This is a genomic window from Geodermatophilus sp. SYSU D01105, from assembly GCF_054050095.1.
In genome coordinates this window covers 142676-160102 of the sequence record NZ_JBJGYR010000004.1, presented here as the reverse complement: position 1 = coordinate 160102, position 17427 = coordinate 142676, and the positions used below count along the sequence as shown (strand labels likewise).

At 75.1% G+C, this 17427-nt stretch carries 21 protein-coding genes; 15 read left to right on the top strand and 6 right to left on the bottom strand.

The features are described from left to right. Positions 1-174 precede the first annotated feature (174 nt). The gene (locus ACI79I_RS05250) at positions 175-738 is read left to right on the top strand and encodes a dihydrofolate reductase family protein (RefSeq protein ID WP_456991228.1); all 564 of its coding nucleotides are present in this window, start codon (positions 175-177) and stop codon (positions 736-738) included. Positions 739-941: 203 nt separating this feature from the next. Here the strand turns inward: ACI79I_RS05250 and ACI79I_RS05245 are convergent, their stop codons facing one another. Then, a complete protein-coding gene (locus ACI79I_RS05245; protein ID WP_456991227.1) occupies positions 942-1772 on the bottom strand; it encodes a hypothetical protein in 831 nt (276 codons plus the stop codon). 145 nt (positions 1773-1917) lie between these two features. On the opposite strand from ACI79I_RS05245, the gene ACI79I_RS05240 reads away from it, so the two are divergent. Next, positions 1918-2730 carry an SRPBCC family protein gene (locus ACI79I_RS05240; RefSeq protein ID WP_456991226.1) on the top strand — a complete coding sequence of 271 codons (813 nt, stop codon included), beginning with the start codon at positions 1918-1920 and terminating at the stop codon, positions 2728-2730. Positions 2731-2813: 83 nt separating this feature from the next. On the opposite strand, the gene ACI79I_RS05235 is transcribed toward ACI79I_RS05240, so the two are convergent. Then, the gene (locus tag ACI79I_RS05235) at positions 2814-3323 is read right to left on the bottom strand and encodes a hypothetical protein (RefSeq protein ID WP_456991225.1); all 510 of its coding nucleotides are present in this window, start codon (positions 3321-3323) and stop codon (positions 2814-2816) included. 32 nt (positions 3324-3355) lie between these two features. Then, positions 3356-4291 carry an AraC family transcriptional regulator gene (locus ACI79I_RS05230; protein WP_456991223.1) on the bottom strand — a complete coding sequence of 312 codons (936 nt, stop codon included), beginning with the start codon at positions 4289-4291 and terminating at the stop codon, positions 3356-3358. Between the two features lie 169 nt (positions 4292-4460). On the opposite strand from ACI79I_RS05230, the gene ACI79I_RS05225 reads away from it, so the two are divergent. Together ACI79I_RS05225 and ACI79I_RS05220 are read left to right on the top strand one after the other, a co-directional pair. After that, positions 4461-5705, top strand: coding sequence for a cytochrome P450 (locus tag ACI79I_RS05225; protein ID WP_456991221.1), 1245 nt, complete (start codon positions 4461-4463; stop codon positions 5703-5705). A gap of 1 nt (position 5706) precedes the next feature. Next, a complete protein-coding gene (locus ACI79I_RS05220) occupies positions 5707-6762 on the top strand; it encodes a 2Fe-2S iron-sulfur cluster-binding protein (protein ID WP_456991220.1) in 1056 nt (351 codons plus the stop codon). A gap of 61 nt (positions 6763-6823) precedes the next feature. On the opposite strand, the gene ACI79I_RS05215 is transcribed toward ACI79I_RS05220, so the two are convergent. After that, positions 6824-7045 carry a hypothetical protein gene (locus ACI79I_RS05215; protein WP_456991218.1) on the bottom strand — a complete coding sequence of 74 codons (222 nt, stop codon included), beginning with the start codon at positions 7043-7045 and terminating at the stop codon, positions 6824-6826. 181 nt (positions 7046-7226) lie between these two features. Between ACI79I_RS05215 and ACI79I_RS05210 the strand changes: the two genes are divergently transcribed. The 9 genes from ACI79I_RS05210 (at position 7227) to ACI79I_RS05170 (ending at position 13261) form a co-directional block, all read left to right on the top strand. Then, on the top strand, positions 7227-7616 hold the full coding sequence (locus tag ACI79I_RS05210; protein ID WP_456991217.1) for a nuclear transport factor 2 family protein: 390 nt from the start codon (positions 7227-7229) through the stop codon (positions 7614-7616). Positions 7617-7679: 63 nt separating this feature from the next. Continuing rightward, entirely contained in the window at positions 7680-7949 is a 270-nt protein-coding gene (locus ACI79I_RS05205) for a hypothetical protein (protein WP_456944347.1), read from the top strand. Positions 7950-8036: 87 nt separating this feature from the next. Beyond that, positions 8037-8357 carry a PspC domain-containing protein gene (locus ACI79I_RS05200; RefSeq protein WP_456991215.1) on the top strand — a complete coding sequence of 107 codons (321 nt, stop codon included), beginning with the start codon at positions 8037-8039 and terminating at the stop codon, positions 8355-8357. 80 nt (positions 8358-8437) lie between these two features. Beyond that, entirely contained in the window at positions 8438-9070 is a 633-nt protein-coding gene (locus ACI79I_RS05195; RefSeq protein ID WP_456991214.1) for a maleylpyruvate isomerase family mycothiol-dependent enzyme, read from the top strand. 101 nt (positions 9071-9171) lie between these two features. Further along, the gene (locus tag ACI79I_RS05190) at positions 9172-9579 is read left to right on the top strand and encodes a nuclear transport factor 2 family protein (RefSeq protein WP_456991212.1); all 408 of its coding nucleotides are present in this window, start codon (positions 9172-9174) and stop codon (positions 9577-9579) included. A 291-nt stretch (positions 9580-9870) separates the two neighbouring features. Then, positions 9871-11010 (top strand): globin domain-containing protein, encoded by a 1140-nt coding sequence (locus tag ACI79I_RS05185; protein ID WP_456991210.1) that lies wholly within the window; start codon positions 9871-9873, stop codon positions 11008-11010. Further along, complete coding sequence (locus tag ACI79I_RS05180; RefSeq protein WP_456991209.1) at positions 11007-11774, top strand: DivIVA domain-containing protein; 768 nt, start codon at positions 11007-11009, stop codon at positions 11772-11774. Before ACI79I_RS05185 ends, ACI79I_RS05180 begins: the two co-directional genes overlap by 4 nt. A gap of 103 nt (positions 11775-11877) precedes the next feature. Beyond that, complete coding sequence (locus ACI79I_RS05175) at positions 11878-12651, top strand: hypothetical protein (protein ID WP_456991208.1); 774 nt, start codon at positions 11878-11880, stop codon at positions 12649-12651. Positions 12652-12799: 148 nt separating this feature from the next. Further along, a complete protein-coding gene (locus ACI79I_RS05170) occupies positions 12800-13261 on the top strand; it encodes a lamin tail domain-containing protein (RefSeq protein ID WP_456991207.1) in 462 nt (153 codons plus the stop codon). Positions 13262-13271: 10 nt separating this feature from the next. Here the strand turns inward: ACI79I_RS05170 and ACI79I_RS05165 are convergent, their stop codons facing one another. Then, positions 13272-14540 carry a multidrug effflux MFS transporter gene (locus ACI79I_RS05165; RefSeq protein ID WP_456991206.1) on the bottom strand — a complete coding sequence of 423 codons (1269 nt, stop codon included), beginning with the start codon at positions 14538-14540 and terminating at the stop codon, positions 13272-13274. A 109-nt stretch (positions 14541-14649) separates the two neighbouring features. Next, positions 14650-14853 (bottom strand): ANTAR domain-containing protein, encoded by a 204-nt coding sequence (locus ACI79I_RS05160; protein ID WP_456991204.1) that lies wholly within the window; start codon positions 14851-14853, stop codon positions 14650-14652. A 329-nt stretch (positions 14854-15182) separates the two neighbouring features. Here ACI79I_RS05160 and ACI79I_RS05155 point away from each other — a divergent pair, with 329 nt between their 5' ends. Beyond that, entirely contained in the window at positions 15183-15803 is a 621-nt protein-coding gene (locus ACI79I_RS05155) for a hypothetical protein (RefSeq protein ID WP_456991203.1), read from the top strand. A 282-nt stretch (positions 15804-16085) separates the two neighbouring features. Next, entirely contained in the window at positions 16086-17405 is a 1320-nt protein-coding gene (locus tag ACI79I_RS05150; RefSeq protein ID WP_456991202.1) for a M1 family aminopeptidase, read from the top strand. The last annotated feature ends 22 nt before the right edge of the window (positions 17406-17427 follow it).

The following is a 17427-nucleotide window of genomic DNA, read 5'->3' as shown; positions in this document are numbered from 1 at the left end:
TCAACCCGGCGTCGTCGGCCCGGGCGTGCCGCGGGGACCCGTCGGCGCCGCGCGCTCACCAGCGTGATCGCCGTCCTCCCACCGATGAGAACCGCCGTCGGCCATGGTCTCTCCCACGACACCGGACATCCCGGCGCGGACACAGCAGCCGGGCGATCAGTTGAGGAGCACGCTTTGGGCGCGATCAAGGTCCACGAGTTCACCACCGTCGACGGGGTGGTCGACGTCCCCATGTGGACGGTCGACTACGGCTTCCCCGAGGACCTCGCCGCCTCGATCGGTGCCCTCACGGCCTCGTCGTCGGGCATCCTGCTGGGCCGCACCACCTTCGAGATGTTCGCGCCGGCCTGGTCGACCCGGACCGTGGAGGAGGACGAGGGCGCCCCGTTCTTCAACGACACCCGCAAGTACGTCGTCTCCTCCACGCTCACCGACGCCGAGTCGGTGTGGCAGAACTCGACCGTGGTCGGGGGGTACGACGCCGACCGCCTGCGCGCGCTCAAGACCGAGGTGGACGGCGACTTCTACGTGAGCGGCAGCGCCACCCTGGTGCGCGCCCTGCTGGCCGACGGCCTGGTCGACGAGCTGCACCTGTACGTCTACCCGGTGGCCCTCGGGGAGGGCATCCGGCTCTTCCCGGACGGCGCCCCGCGGACGCCGCTGTCCCTGCTCGGTGCCGAGAGCCTCAGCAACGGGGTGGCGCACCTGAGCTACGGCCAGGCGCCCGCCGCCGGCTGAGCACGGCCGGGAGGGCCGGGCTCCCGTCCCGGGAGTCCGGCCCTCCGCCGGCCGTGCGGGGAGCGCTGCAGCAGCCGGCCCAGCCGGTCGGCGTGCCGGCGCAGGACCGGGAGGAAGGGCGCCTGCAGGGCCCTCCACCATGACCCTGCCGGTGTCGGGGACGACGTGATGGGGGGAGCCGATCGGCCGTGGCCGGCCCGGCGCTACCCGGGGAAGGGCAGCGGCGAGACCCCGGGCGGATCCGCGACCACCCGTGCGCGCGGTCGCCCGCGGAGCCCGCGCTGCGCGGTCGACGCCCGCCGCGCCGCCTGGCGGGCCACCCGCCGCGCCGACTCCTGCCGTTCCGCGGTACGGCGGGCGTGCAGCTCGAGGGCCTCGTCCGTGCCCGGCGCGGAGAAGCCCTCCGCGGTGAGCCGGCAGGCGGCCAGCCGGACCCACCGCGTCCGGTCGTCGACGTCCCGGACGCCGACGACCAGCCCCACCCCCTGGCGCCGCAGCGCGAGCGACACCCCGCGGACGGCGGCCTCCGCGGCGCCGGCCGCCTCCGCAGCGGGGCCGTGGAGCCACGTGACGTGCCCGACCTCGGCGCGGGCGCGGTCGTCGCGCTCACGCCAGGCGATGTCGGACAGCGGCGAGAGCGCGACCTCGAGCGCGTGGCCGAGGTCGTCGACGACGACGTGCAGGTCGGTGCCGCCGTCGGCGCCCGGCACCCGCTCCACCCGGGGCCGGTGGCCCTGCCCGGTGAGCCACCCCGTCAGGCCGTGCTGGTACCGCAGGTGCTCGTACGCGCGACCGGCCGCGGCCCCCGGACAGAGGAGGCCGCACGGTGCCTCGGCGGGATGACGGAAGGAGGGCCGGCCCCCGGCGATCGAGACCCGCAGCCGCGACCCGCAGCCGCCGGCCTCGCGGGAACACCAGAACCCGCCGCCGTAGTGCCGCTCCAGCCGCCGGGCCTCGACGGGGCTCTCCGGCAGCGCGACCGCGTGCGTGCCCGCGGGCCCGTCGGTCACCGCCCACACCAGTTCGCTCGACACCCGGCCCTCCTCCACTCCGGGACGGACGGTAGGGCGGGGGTACGACAGGACGGCGGTGTCCGGCTGCGGGCTTCGCCCGCGCGGAGCGGGGGTATCGCGGCACCACGTTGTCCGGCGGGTTTCCTGCGACGAGGGAGGACCAGCGATGAGCACCCGGGTGGAGAAGTCGATCCAGGTCGACGTGCCGGTGCGCACGGCCTACGACCAGTGGACGCAGTTCGAGGACTTCCCGCACTTCATGGGCGGGGTGCGCGAGGTGCGCCAGCTCGACGACGAGCGGCTGCACTGGGTCGCCGAGATCGCGGGCGTCCGCCGCGAGTGGGAGGCCAGGATCCTGGAGCAGGTGCCCGACCAGAAGGTCGCCTGGGCCGCGACGGAGGGCGCGACCAACGCCGGAGCGGTCCGGTTCCAGCCCGCCGGGGCCGGTTCGACCATCGTGTACCTGTCCCTGGACTACGAGCCCGAGGGGCTGGTGGAACAGGTCGGCGACAAGCTCGGCATCGTGGAGCGTCAGGTCCGCAGTGACCTCGAGCGCTTCAAGGCCCTGGTCGAGAGCGAGGGCTACGCCAGCGGCGGGTGGCGCGGCTCCGTCAACGAGCACCTCGACGTCGGCACCCCGGATGCGGGTGCCGCCTTCGCCACCCGCGGGGACAGCGGCAAGGCGGGGGTCTCGGCGACGACTGTCGTGGCCGGTGTCGCCGCGGTGGCCGGTGCCGCGGCCGCGGGCGTCGCCGCTGCCTCGTCCTCGGGCGGCCGCGAGGCCGAGGAGAACGAGGGGACGGTCCAGCCGCAGGAGGTCACCGTCGTCGCGCAGCCGCCCGCCGACGCGGTGCGCGACGACGTCCTGATCGAGGAGTCGGACCCGGAGGGCTACACCACGTCACCCTCCACGGAGGGCGTCGAGAAGGGCGTCCGCGGTACCGGCGACGACCCCATGATCGGAGGCGGCAGCCGCTGACCCCCGTGTCGGTGGAGGGCCGGGTCCCTCCACCGACCGCGGGTGCGGCCGTGCCGCCGCCACGCCCGCCGGGACGGCCGGGCTCAGCGGGGGCGGCCCCGGCGACGGGCCGGCCGCGCCAGGGACCAGTCGAGCACCCAGGTCTGCCCCGGCGCGAGGCCGGCCCACCGGCGCGACGCGTCCCGCACCGACGCCGCGGCGGCCTCCAGTCGTTCCCGCGGGTACTCGGCGGCGGCGAGCTCGGAGGGGAGGACCTGCGCGCCCCGCGCGAGACGACCGACGAGGTCGGCCAGCCCCTCCGCGCGCTGAATCCGTCCGGCACGCTCGCGCTTGAGCCGCTCGGACCGCTCGGCGGCGTGCGGGGGCTGGCGGCCCGACACGTGCCGCATGCTCCGCCACACCACGCCGTCGGCCACGCACCCCCAGATCCCGTCGGACACCTCCAGCCCGGCCTCGACCACCGCGTGCACGAGGTCGTGCGGGAGGTCGGCACCCCCGCCGGCGCCCCGCATGGCGAACACCACGCCGTCGTCACGCTCGACGAGGGTCTCCACCGGACGGCGGTCGGCCATCCGCCGGAAGGTCATCCGCACAGCCGCAGTGTCGGCCGCGGGTCAACGGGGTTTCAGCGCCGCGCCTCGGAGGGGGAGCGGCCGTACCGCCGTCGGTAGGCGGCGGCGAAGCGGCTGGCGCTGGAGAAGCCCCACGCCGCGGCGACGTCGCTGACCGTGAGGGCGGGCCGCGCCAGGAGGTCCGCGTGCGCCCGCTGCAGCCGGATCCCGGTCAGGTACTCGGTCGGCGTGCAGCCGAGCCACTCGCGGAAGCCCTCCTGCAGCCGCCGGACGCTGGTGCCGGCCAGCGCGGCCATCTCCCCGGCGGTCCAGGGCCGGGCCGGGTCGCCGTGCAGGTGGTCCACCACCCGCTTGACCGTCCGGGGCTGGGCCACCACCGCCCGGCCGCCGTCCGGGCAGCTGCTGAGCAGGAACCCCGCGGCGATCGCCCCCGCGAGCTGCTCGCGCACCACGCTGGTGCCGAACAGGTCGGGTGCGCGCAGGTGGGCGGAGAGGCCGGCGACCAGCTGGCGCCACGCCAGCCCCTGCCCCGAGTCGAGGTCCACCTGGTCGGGCAGCGAGCACCGCGTGCCCGCGCGGTCGCTCCCGAGGACCCGCTCGGCCTCCCGCTCCAGCCACGCGCTGTCGAACTTGACCCCGAGGACGGTGCAGGTCGCGTCCCAGTGGCTGATCAGCGACGGGGTGTCGGCCCGGAACACCGTCCCCTGCCCGGGCAGCGAGGTCACCCGGCCGTGGCGTCCCCTGCTCTCGAGGTGCCCGGTCAGCGGCATGTTGACCTCGTAGGCGCCGGGGTAGTCGCACTCGATCGCCACGTCGGCCCCCCAGCCCACGTGCCCCACCAGGACGTGGCCCAGGTCCAGCGTGCGCAGCGTCAGCCGCGGCTCGGAGGCGCCGCCCAGCTGGCGCAGCTCGTGCGGGAAGTACGCCTCGGCGACGACGCGGGACGCCTGCCCCCAGTCGGAGGGTCCGCTGCGCCGCCGTCCGGACACGCGTTCGAGGTTACCCGAGCCGCCGGCCCGCCTGAGACGCCGATCACAACACCGCCGCGCAATGGGTGCCGGCGCCGCGCGATGGGTGTCGTGGGCTCCCCGCCGCCGACCTAGCTTTCCCGACCAACCACGGCCCGCCCGTGGAGCCGACCGAGTCCGGAGGGGACCGATGACGATCACCCAGCAGCCCGCCGACGCCACGGAGCAGCGCGACCTGTCCTGGCTCGACGACGTCACGATGACCGAGCTCGAGCGCAACCCCTACCCGACCTACGAGCGGCTCCGCCGCGAGGCGCCGCTGGCGTTCGTGCCGGTGCTCGGCTCCTACGTCGCCTCGACCGCCGAGGTGTGCCGCGAGATCGCCACCAGCCCCGACTTCGAGGCCGTCATCACCCCCGCCGGCGGCCGGACGTTCGGCCACCCGGCGATCATCGGGGTGAACGGCGACGTCCACGCCGACCTGCGCTCCATGGTGGAGCCGGCGCTGCAGCCGGTCGAGGTGGACCGGTGGATCGACGACCTCGTGCGGCCCATCGCCCGCAGCTTCCTCGAGCAGTTCGAGGACGACGGGCACGCCGAGCTGGTCGGCCAGTACTGCGAGCCGGTCAGCGTGCGCGCCCTCGGGAACCTGCTCGGCCTCCGGGACGTGTCCTCCGACCAGCTGCGCGACTGGTTCCACAAGCTGAACCGGTCGTTCACCAACGCCGCGATGGACGAGAACGGCGAGTTCGCCAACCCGGAGGGCTTCGCCGAGGGCGACGCCGCCAAGGCGGAGATCCGCGCGGTCGTCGACCCGCTCATCGACCGCTGGACCACCGAGCCCGACGACAGCGCGATCTCCCACTGGCTGCACGACGGCATGCCGCCCGGCCAGACCCGCGACCGCGAGTACATCTACCCGACGATCTACGTCTACCTGCTCGGCGCGATGCAGGAGCCGGGCCACGGCATGGCCTCCACGCTGTTCGGGCTGTTCAGCCGGCCCGAGCAGATGGAGGAGGTCGTCGACGACCCGACCCTGATCCCGCGGGCCATCTCCGAGGGCATGCGGTGGACCTCGCCGATCTGGTCGGCCACCGCCCGCATCTCCACGAAGCCGGTCACCGTCGCCGGCGTCGACCTCCCCGCCGGGACCCCGGTGATCCTGTCCTACGGGTCGGCCAACCACGACACGGACCGGTACGAGGCGCCGACCGTCTACGACCTGCACCGCCCGCCGCTGCCGCACCTGGCCTTCGGCGCCGGCAACCACGCCTGCGCCGGCATCTACTTCGCCAACCACGTCATGCGGATCGGCTTGGAGGAGCTCTTCGAGTCCATCCCGGTCATGGAGCGCGACACCCGGGAGGGCGTCGAGTTCTGGGGCTGGGGCTTCCGCGGCCCGACGAGCCTGCACGTCACCTGGGAGGTCTGAGATGACCTGCGCCCCTGCACAGACCCACGCGGTCACCGTCGGGGACCGGCGCGTCGAGTGCGCACCGGACCAGTCCCTGCTCGACGCGTTCCTCCGCGCGGGCGTGTGGATGCCGAACTCGTGCAACCAGGGCACCTGCGGCACGTGCAAGCTGCGCGTCCTCGACGGCGAGGTCGACCACCGCGGCTCGCCGTCGGAGACCCTGACCGACGAGGAGCGGCGAGCCGGCATGGCGCTGGCCTGCCAGGCCAGCCCGCGGTGCGACACCGTCGTCAGCTCACCGGCCGCCTCCGGTCCCGTCCGCGGCACCCACCCGCTGCGCGACCTGGTGGCCACCGTCCTCGACGTGGAGGACGTCGCGCGCGACACCCGGCGGCTGCTGCTCGGCCTCGACGAGCCGCTGGCGTTCTCCGCCGGGCAGTACGTGGAGCTGGTCGTCCCGGGCAGCGGCGTGCGCCGCCAGTACTCGCTGGCCAACACCCCCGAGGAGGACAAGGTCCTCGAGCTGCACGTCCGCCGGGTCCCGGGGGGCCTCGCCAGCGACGCGTGGCTGTTCGGGTCCGTGGCCGTGGGCGACCGGGTCGAGCTCACCGGCCCGCTGGGCGACTTCTGCCTCCCCGCCGAGGCCGAGGACGAGGGCGAGCCCATGGCCTGCATCGCCGGCGGGACCGGGCTGGCCCCGTTCGTGGGCATCGTGCGGACGGCGCTGCGGCGGCGACCCGACCGCGAGATCGTGCTCTTCCACGGCGTCCGCGGGGCCGAGGACCTCTACGACGTCGACCGGCTGACCGAGCTCGCGGCCACCCACCCGGGCTTCCGGTTCGTGCCGGTCCTGTCCGAGGAGCCCGATCCCGCCTGCCGGGCCGGCTTCCCGACCGACGCCTTTCTCGAGGACGTCGCCAGTGCGCGCGGCTGGTCGGGGTGGCTGTGCGGCCCGCCGCCGATGGTCGAGGCCGGGGTCAAGGCGTTCAAGCGCCGCCGCATGGCGCCCCGCCAGATCCAGCGGGAGAAGTTCACCCCCGCCGACGCCCTCGGCACGGAGGCCGCCGGGGCATGAGGACAGCCGGGAGCGCCGGCGCCCGGTCCGACCGGGCGCCGGCGCTCCCCGCTCTCCCTGGTCAGACCCGGGGCAGCCCCACGAGGATGCCGTCCCCGTCCCGCATCGGATCCAGCGGATCGGTGTCCACGTGCCGCGCCGTCCGCCACTCGCCCGGGGCCCAGGCGCGCACCAGCAGACCGTCCTCGGCCAGGGCGACCAGCGCGCCGCCCTCCGTGGCCAGCATCTCGGCCTCCACCCGTTCCTCGTCGCCGACCGCGATCCGCACCGTCCACACCGGCATGCCGCGTTCCCCCTCGCCTCGGAGGTGCTCATAGCTGGCACCCGCACTGCGAGAACCCAACCCGTCCTGGGGGACGAGCGTCAACACCGCGTGGGCGCGTCGTTGTCCCCCGGGCGCGTCGTGGCCGACCAGCCGACCGCGAGCAGCCTCCGCGGGCCGTCCCCGGTGGCACAGTTCCCGCATGGACGAAGCGGGCGCCCGGGCGACGCTGCAGCACTACTTCGACCACACCGCGGCCGGGGAGGACGAGGTCGCACACCAGATCTACGCCGAGGACGCCGTCCTGGAGTTCCCGCAGTCGGGCGAACGGTTCGAGGGCGTCGCGAACCTCCTGGGCTGGCGGGTGGCGTACCCGGCGCAGGTCGACTTCGAGATCCAGCGCGTGCGGGGCCAGGGCGACGTGTGGGTCGTCGAGCTCCGGCTCCGCTACGACGGCGGGCCGTGGAAGAACGGCGTCGACATCCTGGAGTTCCGTGGCGAGCTGGTGGTCCGCGAGACGGCGTACTCCATGGACCCCTGGGAAGCGCCGCAGTGGCGGGCCCGCTGGCGGGCGGCACCGCCGGTCGGCTGACCCGCCGCGCCGGCCCGCCGTGTGCGTCACCGGGACGGTCCGGGATCGGGCACGCTTCGGCGCATGAGCGACACCGCGCAGGTCGCGCTGACGGTCGTCTGCTACGCCGTGGCGGCCCTGGCCCAGCTGACCGCCCTCGTGCTCCTCGCGCGGGAGGCCCGGCGCAGCAGCAGCGTCCTCCGCCGGTGGCACGAGGCCGACCCGCGACAGCGCGCGGAGCTCCCCGGCCTGGTCGGCGACCTGCTCGGCAACTCCTTCGACCGCGGCGCCGCCGTCGTCCTGCTGGTGGTGGGCGTCGTGACCGGCGCGCTGGGCCACTTCCTCAGCCTCTGACGCAGGGTCGTCCCCGAACGCGGAACCGGGGTCGGATCCGGGCGTTCCCCGATGGTCCGTGGCGCCCGGCGACGACAGGCTCGTGCCATGACATCGACACCGGTCCCTGACGCCGCCCCCCTCCGCTCCGCCCGCCCGCAGCTGCGCCGCAGCAGCACCGACCGGATGGCCGGCGGTGTCTGCGGAGGCCTCGCCGACCACCTCGGCGTCGACGCGGTGCTGTGGCGGGTCGGCTTCGTCGGCCTCACCCTCGCCGGTGGCGCCGGCGTCGTCCTCTACCTGCTGCTGTGGGTCCTCGTCCCCGCCGGCCCCACGCACCCGGGGGAGGCGCTCAGCCCGCTGGAGCAGCTGGTCCGCCGGCTGCACGACGCGGTCACCCGGGCCCGCGCGCGGACGCCGCAGGGCTGAGGCGCCGTTCACCGATGAGTCCGCGGCGGCGACCCGGTCCTCCCTCCGGGGGTGCCGAGGGGCGCCCGAGGAGGGACGAGATGACCGACGACGAGATCAGGGCGGCCGTCGCCGCCGAGCGCCGCGAGCAGGTCGCCCTGTACTCCTCGCTGTCCCCGCAGCAGTGGGACGCCCCGAGCCTGTGCGCGGGCTGGCGGGTGCGGGAGGTGCTGGCCCACACCACGATGCCCTTCCGCTACTCGCTGCCCCGGGTGGTGCTGGAGCTGGTGAAGGCGCGGGGCAGCTTCGACCGGGTGGCCGACCGGCGGGCGCACCGCGACGCCGAGACGCTCAGCCCGGCCCAGCTCCTGGCGTCCCTCCGGGACCACGTCGACCACCCCTGGTCGCCCCCCGGCGGCGGGCCGCTCGGGGCCCTGTCGCACGACGTCATCCACGGCCTGGACGTCTCCGTGGCCCTGGGGCTGGACGACGAGCACGCCTCGACCGAGCGGGTCGCCACGGTGCTGGCCGGGTTGCGGCCGAAGAACGTCGCCTACTTCGGCGTGGACCTCGACGGGGTCCAGCTGCAGGCGACCGACACCCCCTGGACCCACGGCGCCGGCCAGGCGGTCCGCGGCCGCGCCCGGGACCTGCTGTTGCTGGTCTGCGGCCGGCGGCTGCCCGCCGGCCGCCTGGAGGGGCCGGCCGCCGCGCGCTTCGCGACCGCCGGCTGACGGCCCGGGGGCAGCACACGACGATCGACCCTGCCGCAGCCCGGACGACGGTGGCACCGTCGCAGCACGCGGGTTCGGGCCGGCAGTGAGGAGCGTCGGGCATGGACGAGGCCACCGTTCGGGCAGCGCTGCTGCACTACCTCGACGCCAGTGCGGCCGGGGACGAGGACACCGCCTCGGAGATCTACGCCGAGGACGCCGTCCTGGAGTTCCCGCAGTCGGGGGAGCGGTTCGAGGGCGTCGCGAACTTCCGGGAGTGGCGGCGCCAGTACCCCGCGAGCCGCATCGACTACGCGCTCGACCGCGTGCGGGGCGGCGGCGACGTGTGGGTGGCGGAGCTGCGGGTCAGCTACGACGGCGGCCCGGAGCTCCGCGGCGTCGACGTCCTCGAGTTCGACGGCGGCCGGGTGACCCGCGAGACCATCTACGTGGCCGACCCCTGGGAGCCACCGGCCTGGCGCGCCCGGTGGCGGGCCGCGCCAGCCCGCGCTGCGGACACCACCGGCTGAGGGACCCGCGAATCGCGCACCCGCAGGCGGGTCGCTACGGTTGCCAACAGCCACAGTCCGGTGACCGCTCGTAGAGCAGCGAGGGCGAACCGGACGGCGCCGGGGGAGGGCCGCCGTCGACGCGTGGAGGAGGGGCAGCCGCAGCGTCCTCCCGCGGGACCGGGACAGGCACGGGGGGATCGGAGGTGCTCATGTCCATCCACGAACGCGGCCAGGCACGACCCGCAGGGGCCTCGACCCGCCGGGCCCGCTGAGGCCCCCGCGGCCGGGCACCGGCACGAGGACACGCGCATGGACATCCCCGCGATGCGGGCCTGCTTCGCCAAGGCGGCCGCGGCCGGCGACGAGGCGCCGCTGTACTTCTACTCCCACCTGTTCCTGACCCACCCCGAGACCCGGAAGCTGTTCCCCGTCTCGATGGCCCACCAGCGCGACCGGCTGTTCTCCGCGCTCGGGGACGTCGTCGCCCACGTCGACGACCTCGACCGGCTGGTCCCGATCCTGCAGGCGCTGGGTCGCGACCACCGCAAGTTCGGCACGGTCGCCGAGCACTACCCGGCCGTGGGCGCCAGCCTGCTCGCGACGCTCAAGCACTTCGACCCCGAGTGGAGCCCGGCCCTCGAGCAGGACTGGACGGCGGCCTACCAGCTCGTCGCGGAGGTGATGATCGAGGCCGCCGACGAGGCCGCCGACTCCCCGCCGTGGTGGGACGCCGAGGTCGTGGCCCACGAGCGCCGCACCGTCGACACCGCGGTGATGTGGCTGCGCCCCGAGCCGGAGTTCCCCTTCGAGGCGGGGCAGTCCATCTCCCTGGAGAGCGACGTGCGCCCCAAGCTGTGGCGCTACTACTCGCCGGCCAACGCCCCGCGCCCCGACGGGCTGCTGGAGATCCACGTCCGGGCCTACGACGGCGGGCCGGTGAGCACCGCCCTCGTGCGCCGCGTCGGACAGGGCGACGTGCTGCACCTGGGACCCCCGCTGGGGCACATCCTCTACGACGCGGAGTCCGACCGGGACCTGCTGCTCGTCGCCGGCGGCACCGGGCTGGCGCCGCTCAAGGCGGTCGTCGACCACGTGGCCCGCAACGGACCGCCGCGGCGGGTCGACCTGTTCGTCGGCTCCCGCACCGAGGAGCGCATCTACGACCGGGCCGACCTCGAGCGCCTGGCCGCCGAACACCCCTGGCTGACCGTGACCTTCGCCGTCTCCGGAGACGACCTGTCCTCGCTGGAGCAGGGGGACGTCGGTGAGGTCGTCGCGCGGCGCGGCCCCTGGACCAGCCGCGACGTCTACGTCGCCGGCCCCGCGGCGATGGTCGAGGACACGACGACGCGGCTGGTCAAGGACGGCGTCCGCCCCGAGCGCATCCGCAGTGAGGTGTTCGCCCCGAGCCGGCTGGGACCCAGCCTTGACGGAGAGGTGACCGAGTGACGATCGAGCAGGCCGGGCAGGGGCGCCGCGAGCGCCGGCTGAGCCCCGGGGACGTCCGCAGCGTCCAGTTCGACCGGGGCACCATGCTGCGCCCCGGGTACAGCGACGTCGAGGTCGACCGCTTCCTCGACCGGGTGGCCGAGGAACTGGCCTCCCTGCACGCGGAGAAGGCCGAGCTGCGCGACCAGGTCAACGCCCTCCGTGAGCAGGTCGCCGGCGCCACGGCCGTGGAGGCGCCCAGTGAGCAGGCCGTGCGGATCCTCGCCACCGCCCAGCAGACCGCTGACAGCTACGTCGCCGAGGCGGAGGACTTCAGCCGGCAGATGACCGCCGACGCCCGTGCCCAGTACGAGGAACAGGTGCGGCGGGCCCGTGAGAACGCCGGGGCGATCATCCAGGCCGCGCAGGAGGCCGCGGCGAGGATGGCCGGCGGTGGTGCGCAGCCGCTCCCGGCCCAGGGCGGCGAGCGGACGACCAGCCAGGACCTCGAGGACCAGGTGGCCTACCTCAAGGCCTTCGCCCAGGCCTGCCGGGTCCAGCTCCGCGCCTACCTGGAGGCCCTGCTCGCCGACGTGGAGAACGAGTGGGGCCGTGCCGACCCTGCCTCGCTCCAGCAGCTGCCGCCGCGTGCACCAGCGGGGCGGACCGAGACGCCGGCGCTCCCGCGGAACGTCGCCCGCGAGGTGCCGCTCGACGACCGCACCAGCGAGAGCCCGAAGGTCAGCGGCACCGAGGGGAGCGGGGTGGTCAGCCGGCGCAGCTGAGCGGTCCGGACCGGTCGGCAGGCGGGCGGCGCACCGTCACCCGATCGGGCGGAGGCCCCGGTCACGGAGGGCGACGCCTCGGCGCGGCCCATGGCGTCCGGCCATGATCGCCTCGATGCGTCACCGCCGCCGCCGCAGCCTGCCGGTCCTCCTCGCCGGCGTGGGGCTGCTGACCGCCACCTCCGCCTGCGCCGACCGCGGTTCGGGCGAGGCCGCGGCCCCGTCGTCCAGCGCGAGCTCCGCTGCCGGCCCGGCCGCCCCCAGCCCGGCCGCCGAGGAGGCGGGGCTCAGCAGCGAGGACGAGCTGGCTGCCGGCCTGCTGCCTCCCGAGGCGTTCGGCCCGGACGCCCAGGTCGTGACCGTCGACGTCCGCCAGCTCACCACCTCCGGCTCGGGCGGGCTGCCGCCGGGCGGGACGGTCACCCCGCCGGAGTGCGGGCAGAGCGTCGGGTCGACGCGGCTGACCCCCGAGGACTTCGGTGTCGTCGTCGCGCAGACGGCGACCACCGGTACCGGCGTGACCGCCCAGGTGCTGGCCGAGAGCGAGCAGGTGGACGGCCAGGAGCCGGAGTTCGACGAGCTGGTCGCCCGGTGCCCGGAGGTCACGGTGGAACTGCCCGACGGCTCCCGGGCCACCATCTCGTTCACCGACTTCGAGGTCCCCGACGTGGGCGACACCAGCGACGGCGTCGCCTTCACCACCGCCGTGCAGGGCGCGGACGGGACCAGCGTGACCGTCCCGACCCTGATCGCCGTGGCCGCCGACGGGCAGCGGCTGCTCTTCCTGCAGCAGACCGTCGCGACCTCGGCGCCGCTGGACGAGGCGGCCTTCACGGCACTGTTCGAGGACGCGTTCGAGGCCCAGCAGCAGGCCTGACACCCGATCGGGCGACAGGAGGGCCGGAGACGCCCTCCGGCCCTCCTCGTCCCGGTACAGATCGACCCCGACCGCGCCGATGGAGTGCGGCAGGGACGCACGGGACCGCCGCCCAGCCGGGTCGCGTCGTGCGCGGGGAGGAGCGGACGTGGCGGCAGTGCGCAACCGGATCGGTGCGACCGTTCTCGCGCTGGTCATCGCGGTCGCGGGAGGCGTCCTGGCGGCGGCGCCCGCGCAGGCGGCGCCGGCGGTGCGGATCGAGAAGATCTACTACAACAGCCCGGGCACCGACACCCGCTCGACGGTCAGCCTGAACGCCGAGTACGTCCTCCTCCGCAACACCACGACGCGGACGCAGACGATCACCGGCTGGACCGTCCGGGACGCCGCCGGGTGGGTCTACGCGTTCCCGGTCACCACCATCGCGGCCGGCAAGAGCGTCGTGCTCCGCACGGGCAAGGGCACCAACGCAGGCGCCACCCGCTACTGGCAGCGCACCAACTACGTGTGGAACAACGACAAGGACACCGCGCAGCTGCGCACCCGGGCCGGTGCGCTGGTGCACTCCTGCAGCTACAACGCGCCCACGGCGGTCTCCAGGACCTGCTGACCTGGCGGCCTCAGCCGACGGGGACGTCCTCGGGCTCGGTGAGCCGCCACGGCCGGACGACGGTGACCAGCACGGTGATCGCCACGAGCAGGGCACCGACCACGACGATGCCCATCGCGGCGGCGTCGTTGCCGAGCACGCCGACGAGCGGGGCCACCGCGGCGCCGACGCCGAACTGGACGGCGCCCAGCAGCGCCGCGGCCGCGCCCGCCGCCTCCCCGTGCCGCGAGAGCGCCAGGGCCGGCGCGTTCGGCAGCGCGAGGCCGCCGGAGAACAGGACCGCCCACAGCGGCACCACGACACCGGCCAGCCCGCCGGTGCCCGTGAGCGCGAGTAGGAGCAGCACCGCGCCGGCGACCGTCCCGGCGACGATGCCGGCGACCAGCACCTGGGCGGAGGTCCACCGGCGCAGCACGAGGGGGTTGAGCTGGGTGGCGGCGATCAGCCAGACCGCGCCGGCCCCGAACAGCAGCCCGAACTGCTGCTCGTCGAGCCCGAACTGGCGCTGGAAGACGAACGAGGAGCCGGAGACGTAGCTGAACAGGCCGGCCATCGTCAGGCCCGCCACGACGACCAGGCCGACGTAGGTCCGGTCCCTCAGCAGCCCGCGGTAGGTCCGCAGCGTCCCGGCCAGGCCGCTGCTGCGGCGGCGCTCCGGGGGCAGGGTCTCCCGCAGCCCCAGCGCCCCGACGGCGAGCAGCAGCAGGCCGTAGACCGCCAGCAGCGCGAAGATGCCGCGCCACGAGGTGAACCGCAGGATCTCCCCGCCGATGGTCGGGGCGAGCACCGGCGCGGCGCCGAGGACGAGGAACAGGCGGGACAGCATCGTCGCCGCGGCGCGCCCGGTGTACAGGTCGCGGACGACGGCCAGCGCGATCACCGCGCCCGACGCGGTGCCCACCCCCTGCAGCACGCGCAGCACCCCGAGGACGGCGACGTTGGGCGCGACCAGCACCAGCAGCGAGGCCACCACGTACAGCGCCGTCCCGGCCAGCAACGGCCGCGTGCGCCCGAAGGCGTCCGACAGCGGGCCGAGCACCAGTTGTCCGAGGGCGAGGCCGACCAGCGTGCCGGTGAGCGTCAGCTGGATCATCGCCGACGTCGTCCCCAGGTCCGCGGTGATCGTGGGCAGGGCCGGCAGGTACATGTCGATGGTCAGGGGCCCCACCGCGACGAAGGCCCCGAGCACCAGCGCGAGCAGGGGCCGACTCATCGGCGGTGCCGCGGGGGAGACGGCTGCGGGGGTGTCCCGGGTGGCGGGGTCCTGCGTGGTGGTCACGGGGGTCCTTCGGCTCGGACGGCGTCGACACGGCCCTCGTCGGCCGCCACGTACGACGAGGACAAGTCCGACCGGTGCCGGCTCATTCCACCGGCTCCGCGCGCCGGCCCTACTCCAGCGTGCCGGTGTAGATGACCTCCTCGGCGAGGGCCCGGAGCTTGACGTTGCGGTCGTTGCTGGCCCGGCGCAGCAGGTCGAACGCGGCGTCGGTCGGTGATCCGCAGCCGGGTCGTGAGGATGCCGATGGCGATGCCGATCCTGCGGTTGCCCTCCAGCGCCGCCTGCAGGCCGGTCGTGCTGCGGTGGGCCTCATCCAGGTCGCGCTGCAGCCGGTCGACCTGGGAGGACATGCGTTCCTGGAGCTCGGCCTGCCGGATGCGCAGCGCGGCGCGCACGACGGGCTCCCGCGGCCGGGCGGGGGGGACCGCGCCGTCCCCTGAGGGCTCCCGGCTGTGAGGAGTCGTGGACAAGGACCACCCACACGTGCGAGCCGTCGGCGGCGAGCGCCGGGCGGCGGGGCGCCGTCTGTTCGACCCCACGCGTCTCGGGAGACCCCAGCCGCCCGGGACCCGGCTCGTGCCGAGGCGGCCGCGGGTCGGCCAGGATGGTCGCCCGTCCCCCGACCAGCCCAGGAGCGCAGTCGTGACCGCTGTCCCCGGTTCCCCGCCGCCGGCCCCCCACGTGGTGCCGGCGTTCTTCGTCACCCAGCGGGTCACCCTGATGGTGAACCGCTACGAGGTCGTCGCCGCCAACCCCGACGGCAGCGAGGCGCACACGCTGGCCTTCGCCGAGCAGAAGCGGATGAAGCTCAAGGAGGAGGTGGTCTTCTACAGCGACGCGAGCAAGAGCCGCCGGCTGTTCTCCTTCAAGGCGCGCCAGCGGCTCGACGTCCACGCCGAGCACGACGTCCTCGACGAGCACGGCGCCGTCCTCGGCACGTTCAGCAAGCGCTTCGGGGCCAGCCTCCTGCGCTCCACCTGGGAGCTGTCGGCGCCGGGGATCACGGCCGTCGGCCGAGAACGCCGCCCGGTCATCGCGATCCTGCGGCGGATCTGGGAGCTCATCCCGTACCTCGGCGACGTCTGGATCCCCTTCGTCTTCCACTTCGACTTCGTCGACACCACGACCGGGGCCACGGTCCTGGTGAGTGAGCGGCAGAAGAGCATCCGGGACCGGTACACGGTGACCGTGCCCGACCCGCGGCTGGACTTCCGCGTCGCCGCGGCCATGGCCGTGGCGCTCGACGCCCTGCAGAGCCGCTGAGGGCGCCGGCCGGTACATGACGACTGCTCGACAGAGGCAACTCCCCCCGTCAATGGGGGTGCCGGGCGGCCGTCCCGTTCCCTAGATTCACCGGCAGCGGGGGTGGTCGTGAGCAGACCCGTCGAGCGCGGGCCCGGCTGCACCTGCGGGTGGGCAGAGACCATGCTCGACGGGACCGACCGCAGGCCGTCCGGACGTCGGTGGGCCGTGGGCTGCGGCGCGCTCCTCCTCCTCGCCGCGTGCACGTCCTCCCCCGCGGAGCGGGCGGAGGAGGCGGGCCCGGTGGCCGACTGCGGCACGGCGGAGCGGGCCGCGCCCGACCCCGACCGGCCGGTCGTCACGCTGGACCTCCGGCTCGAGGACGACCGCCGCACGGTGACCGGGACGGAGACGGTGGCCTTCACCCCGGACCTGCCCGTCCAGGAGCTGTGGTTCCGGCTGATCCCCAACGCGCCGCAGTCGGCCGGCCACGAGCTGCGGGTCGACGCCGTCCGGGGGGACGACGTGACCGGCGGCCGGCACGTCGCCGCCGAGGCCGCGCCCGGGACCCCCGGCGGTCTCTACCGGGTCGACCTGCGGGCGCCGGTCCCGGCCGGGCAGACCGTGTCCGTGGAGCTGGACTTCACGCTGCGGCTGACCACCGGCCGGACCCCGGCCGGCTTCGACCGGTTCGGCGTCCGGGAGGACGTCACCTGGTGGGCCAGCGGCTTCCCGCTGCTGACGTGGGAGCCCGGGCACGGCTGGGCGCGGGACCCGTTCAGCGAGATCAGCGGCGAGACGACCGCCGCCACGGTGGCCGACACGACCATCCGGGTGTCGGCGCCCGAGGAGCTCACCGTCGTCATGACCGGCGACCAGGAGCAGCCGCAGGCGGCGGCCGGCGGCCGGCGGGTGTGGGAGTCGCACGAACCGGTCTCCCGGGACGTGAGCGTGGCGGCGGGGGAGTTCGACAGCGCGCAGGTGCAGGCGGGCGACACCGTGGTGACCGCCGCCGTGCTGCGGGGGTCGGACACCTCCGCCGAGGAGCTGGCCGAGGACACCGCCGCGGCGATCACCCTGCTGGAGGCCCGGTTCGGGCCGTTCCCGTACCCGACCCTCACCGTGCCGCTGGTGGACGACGACGGCGGCGGCGAGGAGTACTCCTCCTCGATCCTGCTGGGCGACGAGGACTTCGGCCTGGTGGTCCACGAGGTCGCGCACATGTGGTTCTACGGCATGGTCGGCAACTCCCAGTTCCGCGACCCCTGGCTCGACGAGTCCTTCGCCACCTATGCCGAGACGGTCGTCGAGGACTGGGGGTACGACGAGGACGACCTGGACCGGGGTGGGCCGGTCGCCGGCACGATGGCCCAGTTCACCGACCAGGACGACTACGAGCGCCGGGCCTACTCGAAGGGCGCCGCCGCCCTCCTGGCGGCGCGGGAGGCGGTCGGGGCGGCGGCCTTCGACGAGGCGGTCCGCTGCTACGTCGACACGCAGGCGTGGACGATCGCGCGGCCCGAGGACCTCGCCCGCGCCCTCGAGGGCCTCCCGGACGCCGTCGACGTCCTGGTCGACGCCGGGGCGCTCGACCGGGCGGACGTGGAGGCCGCGGGGAACTGACCGGTCGCCCGCCTCGTCCGGC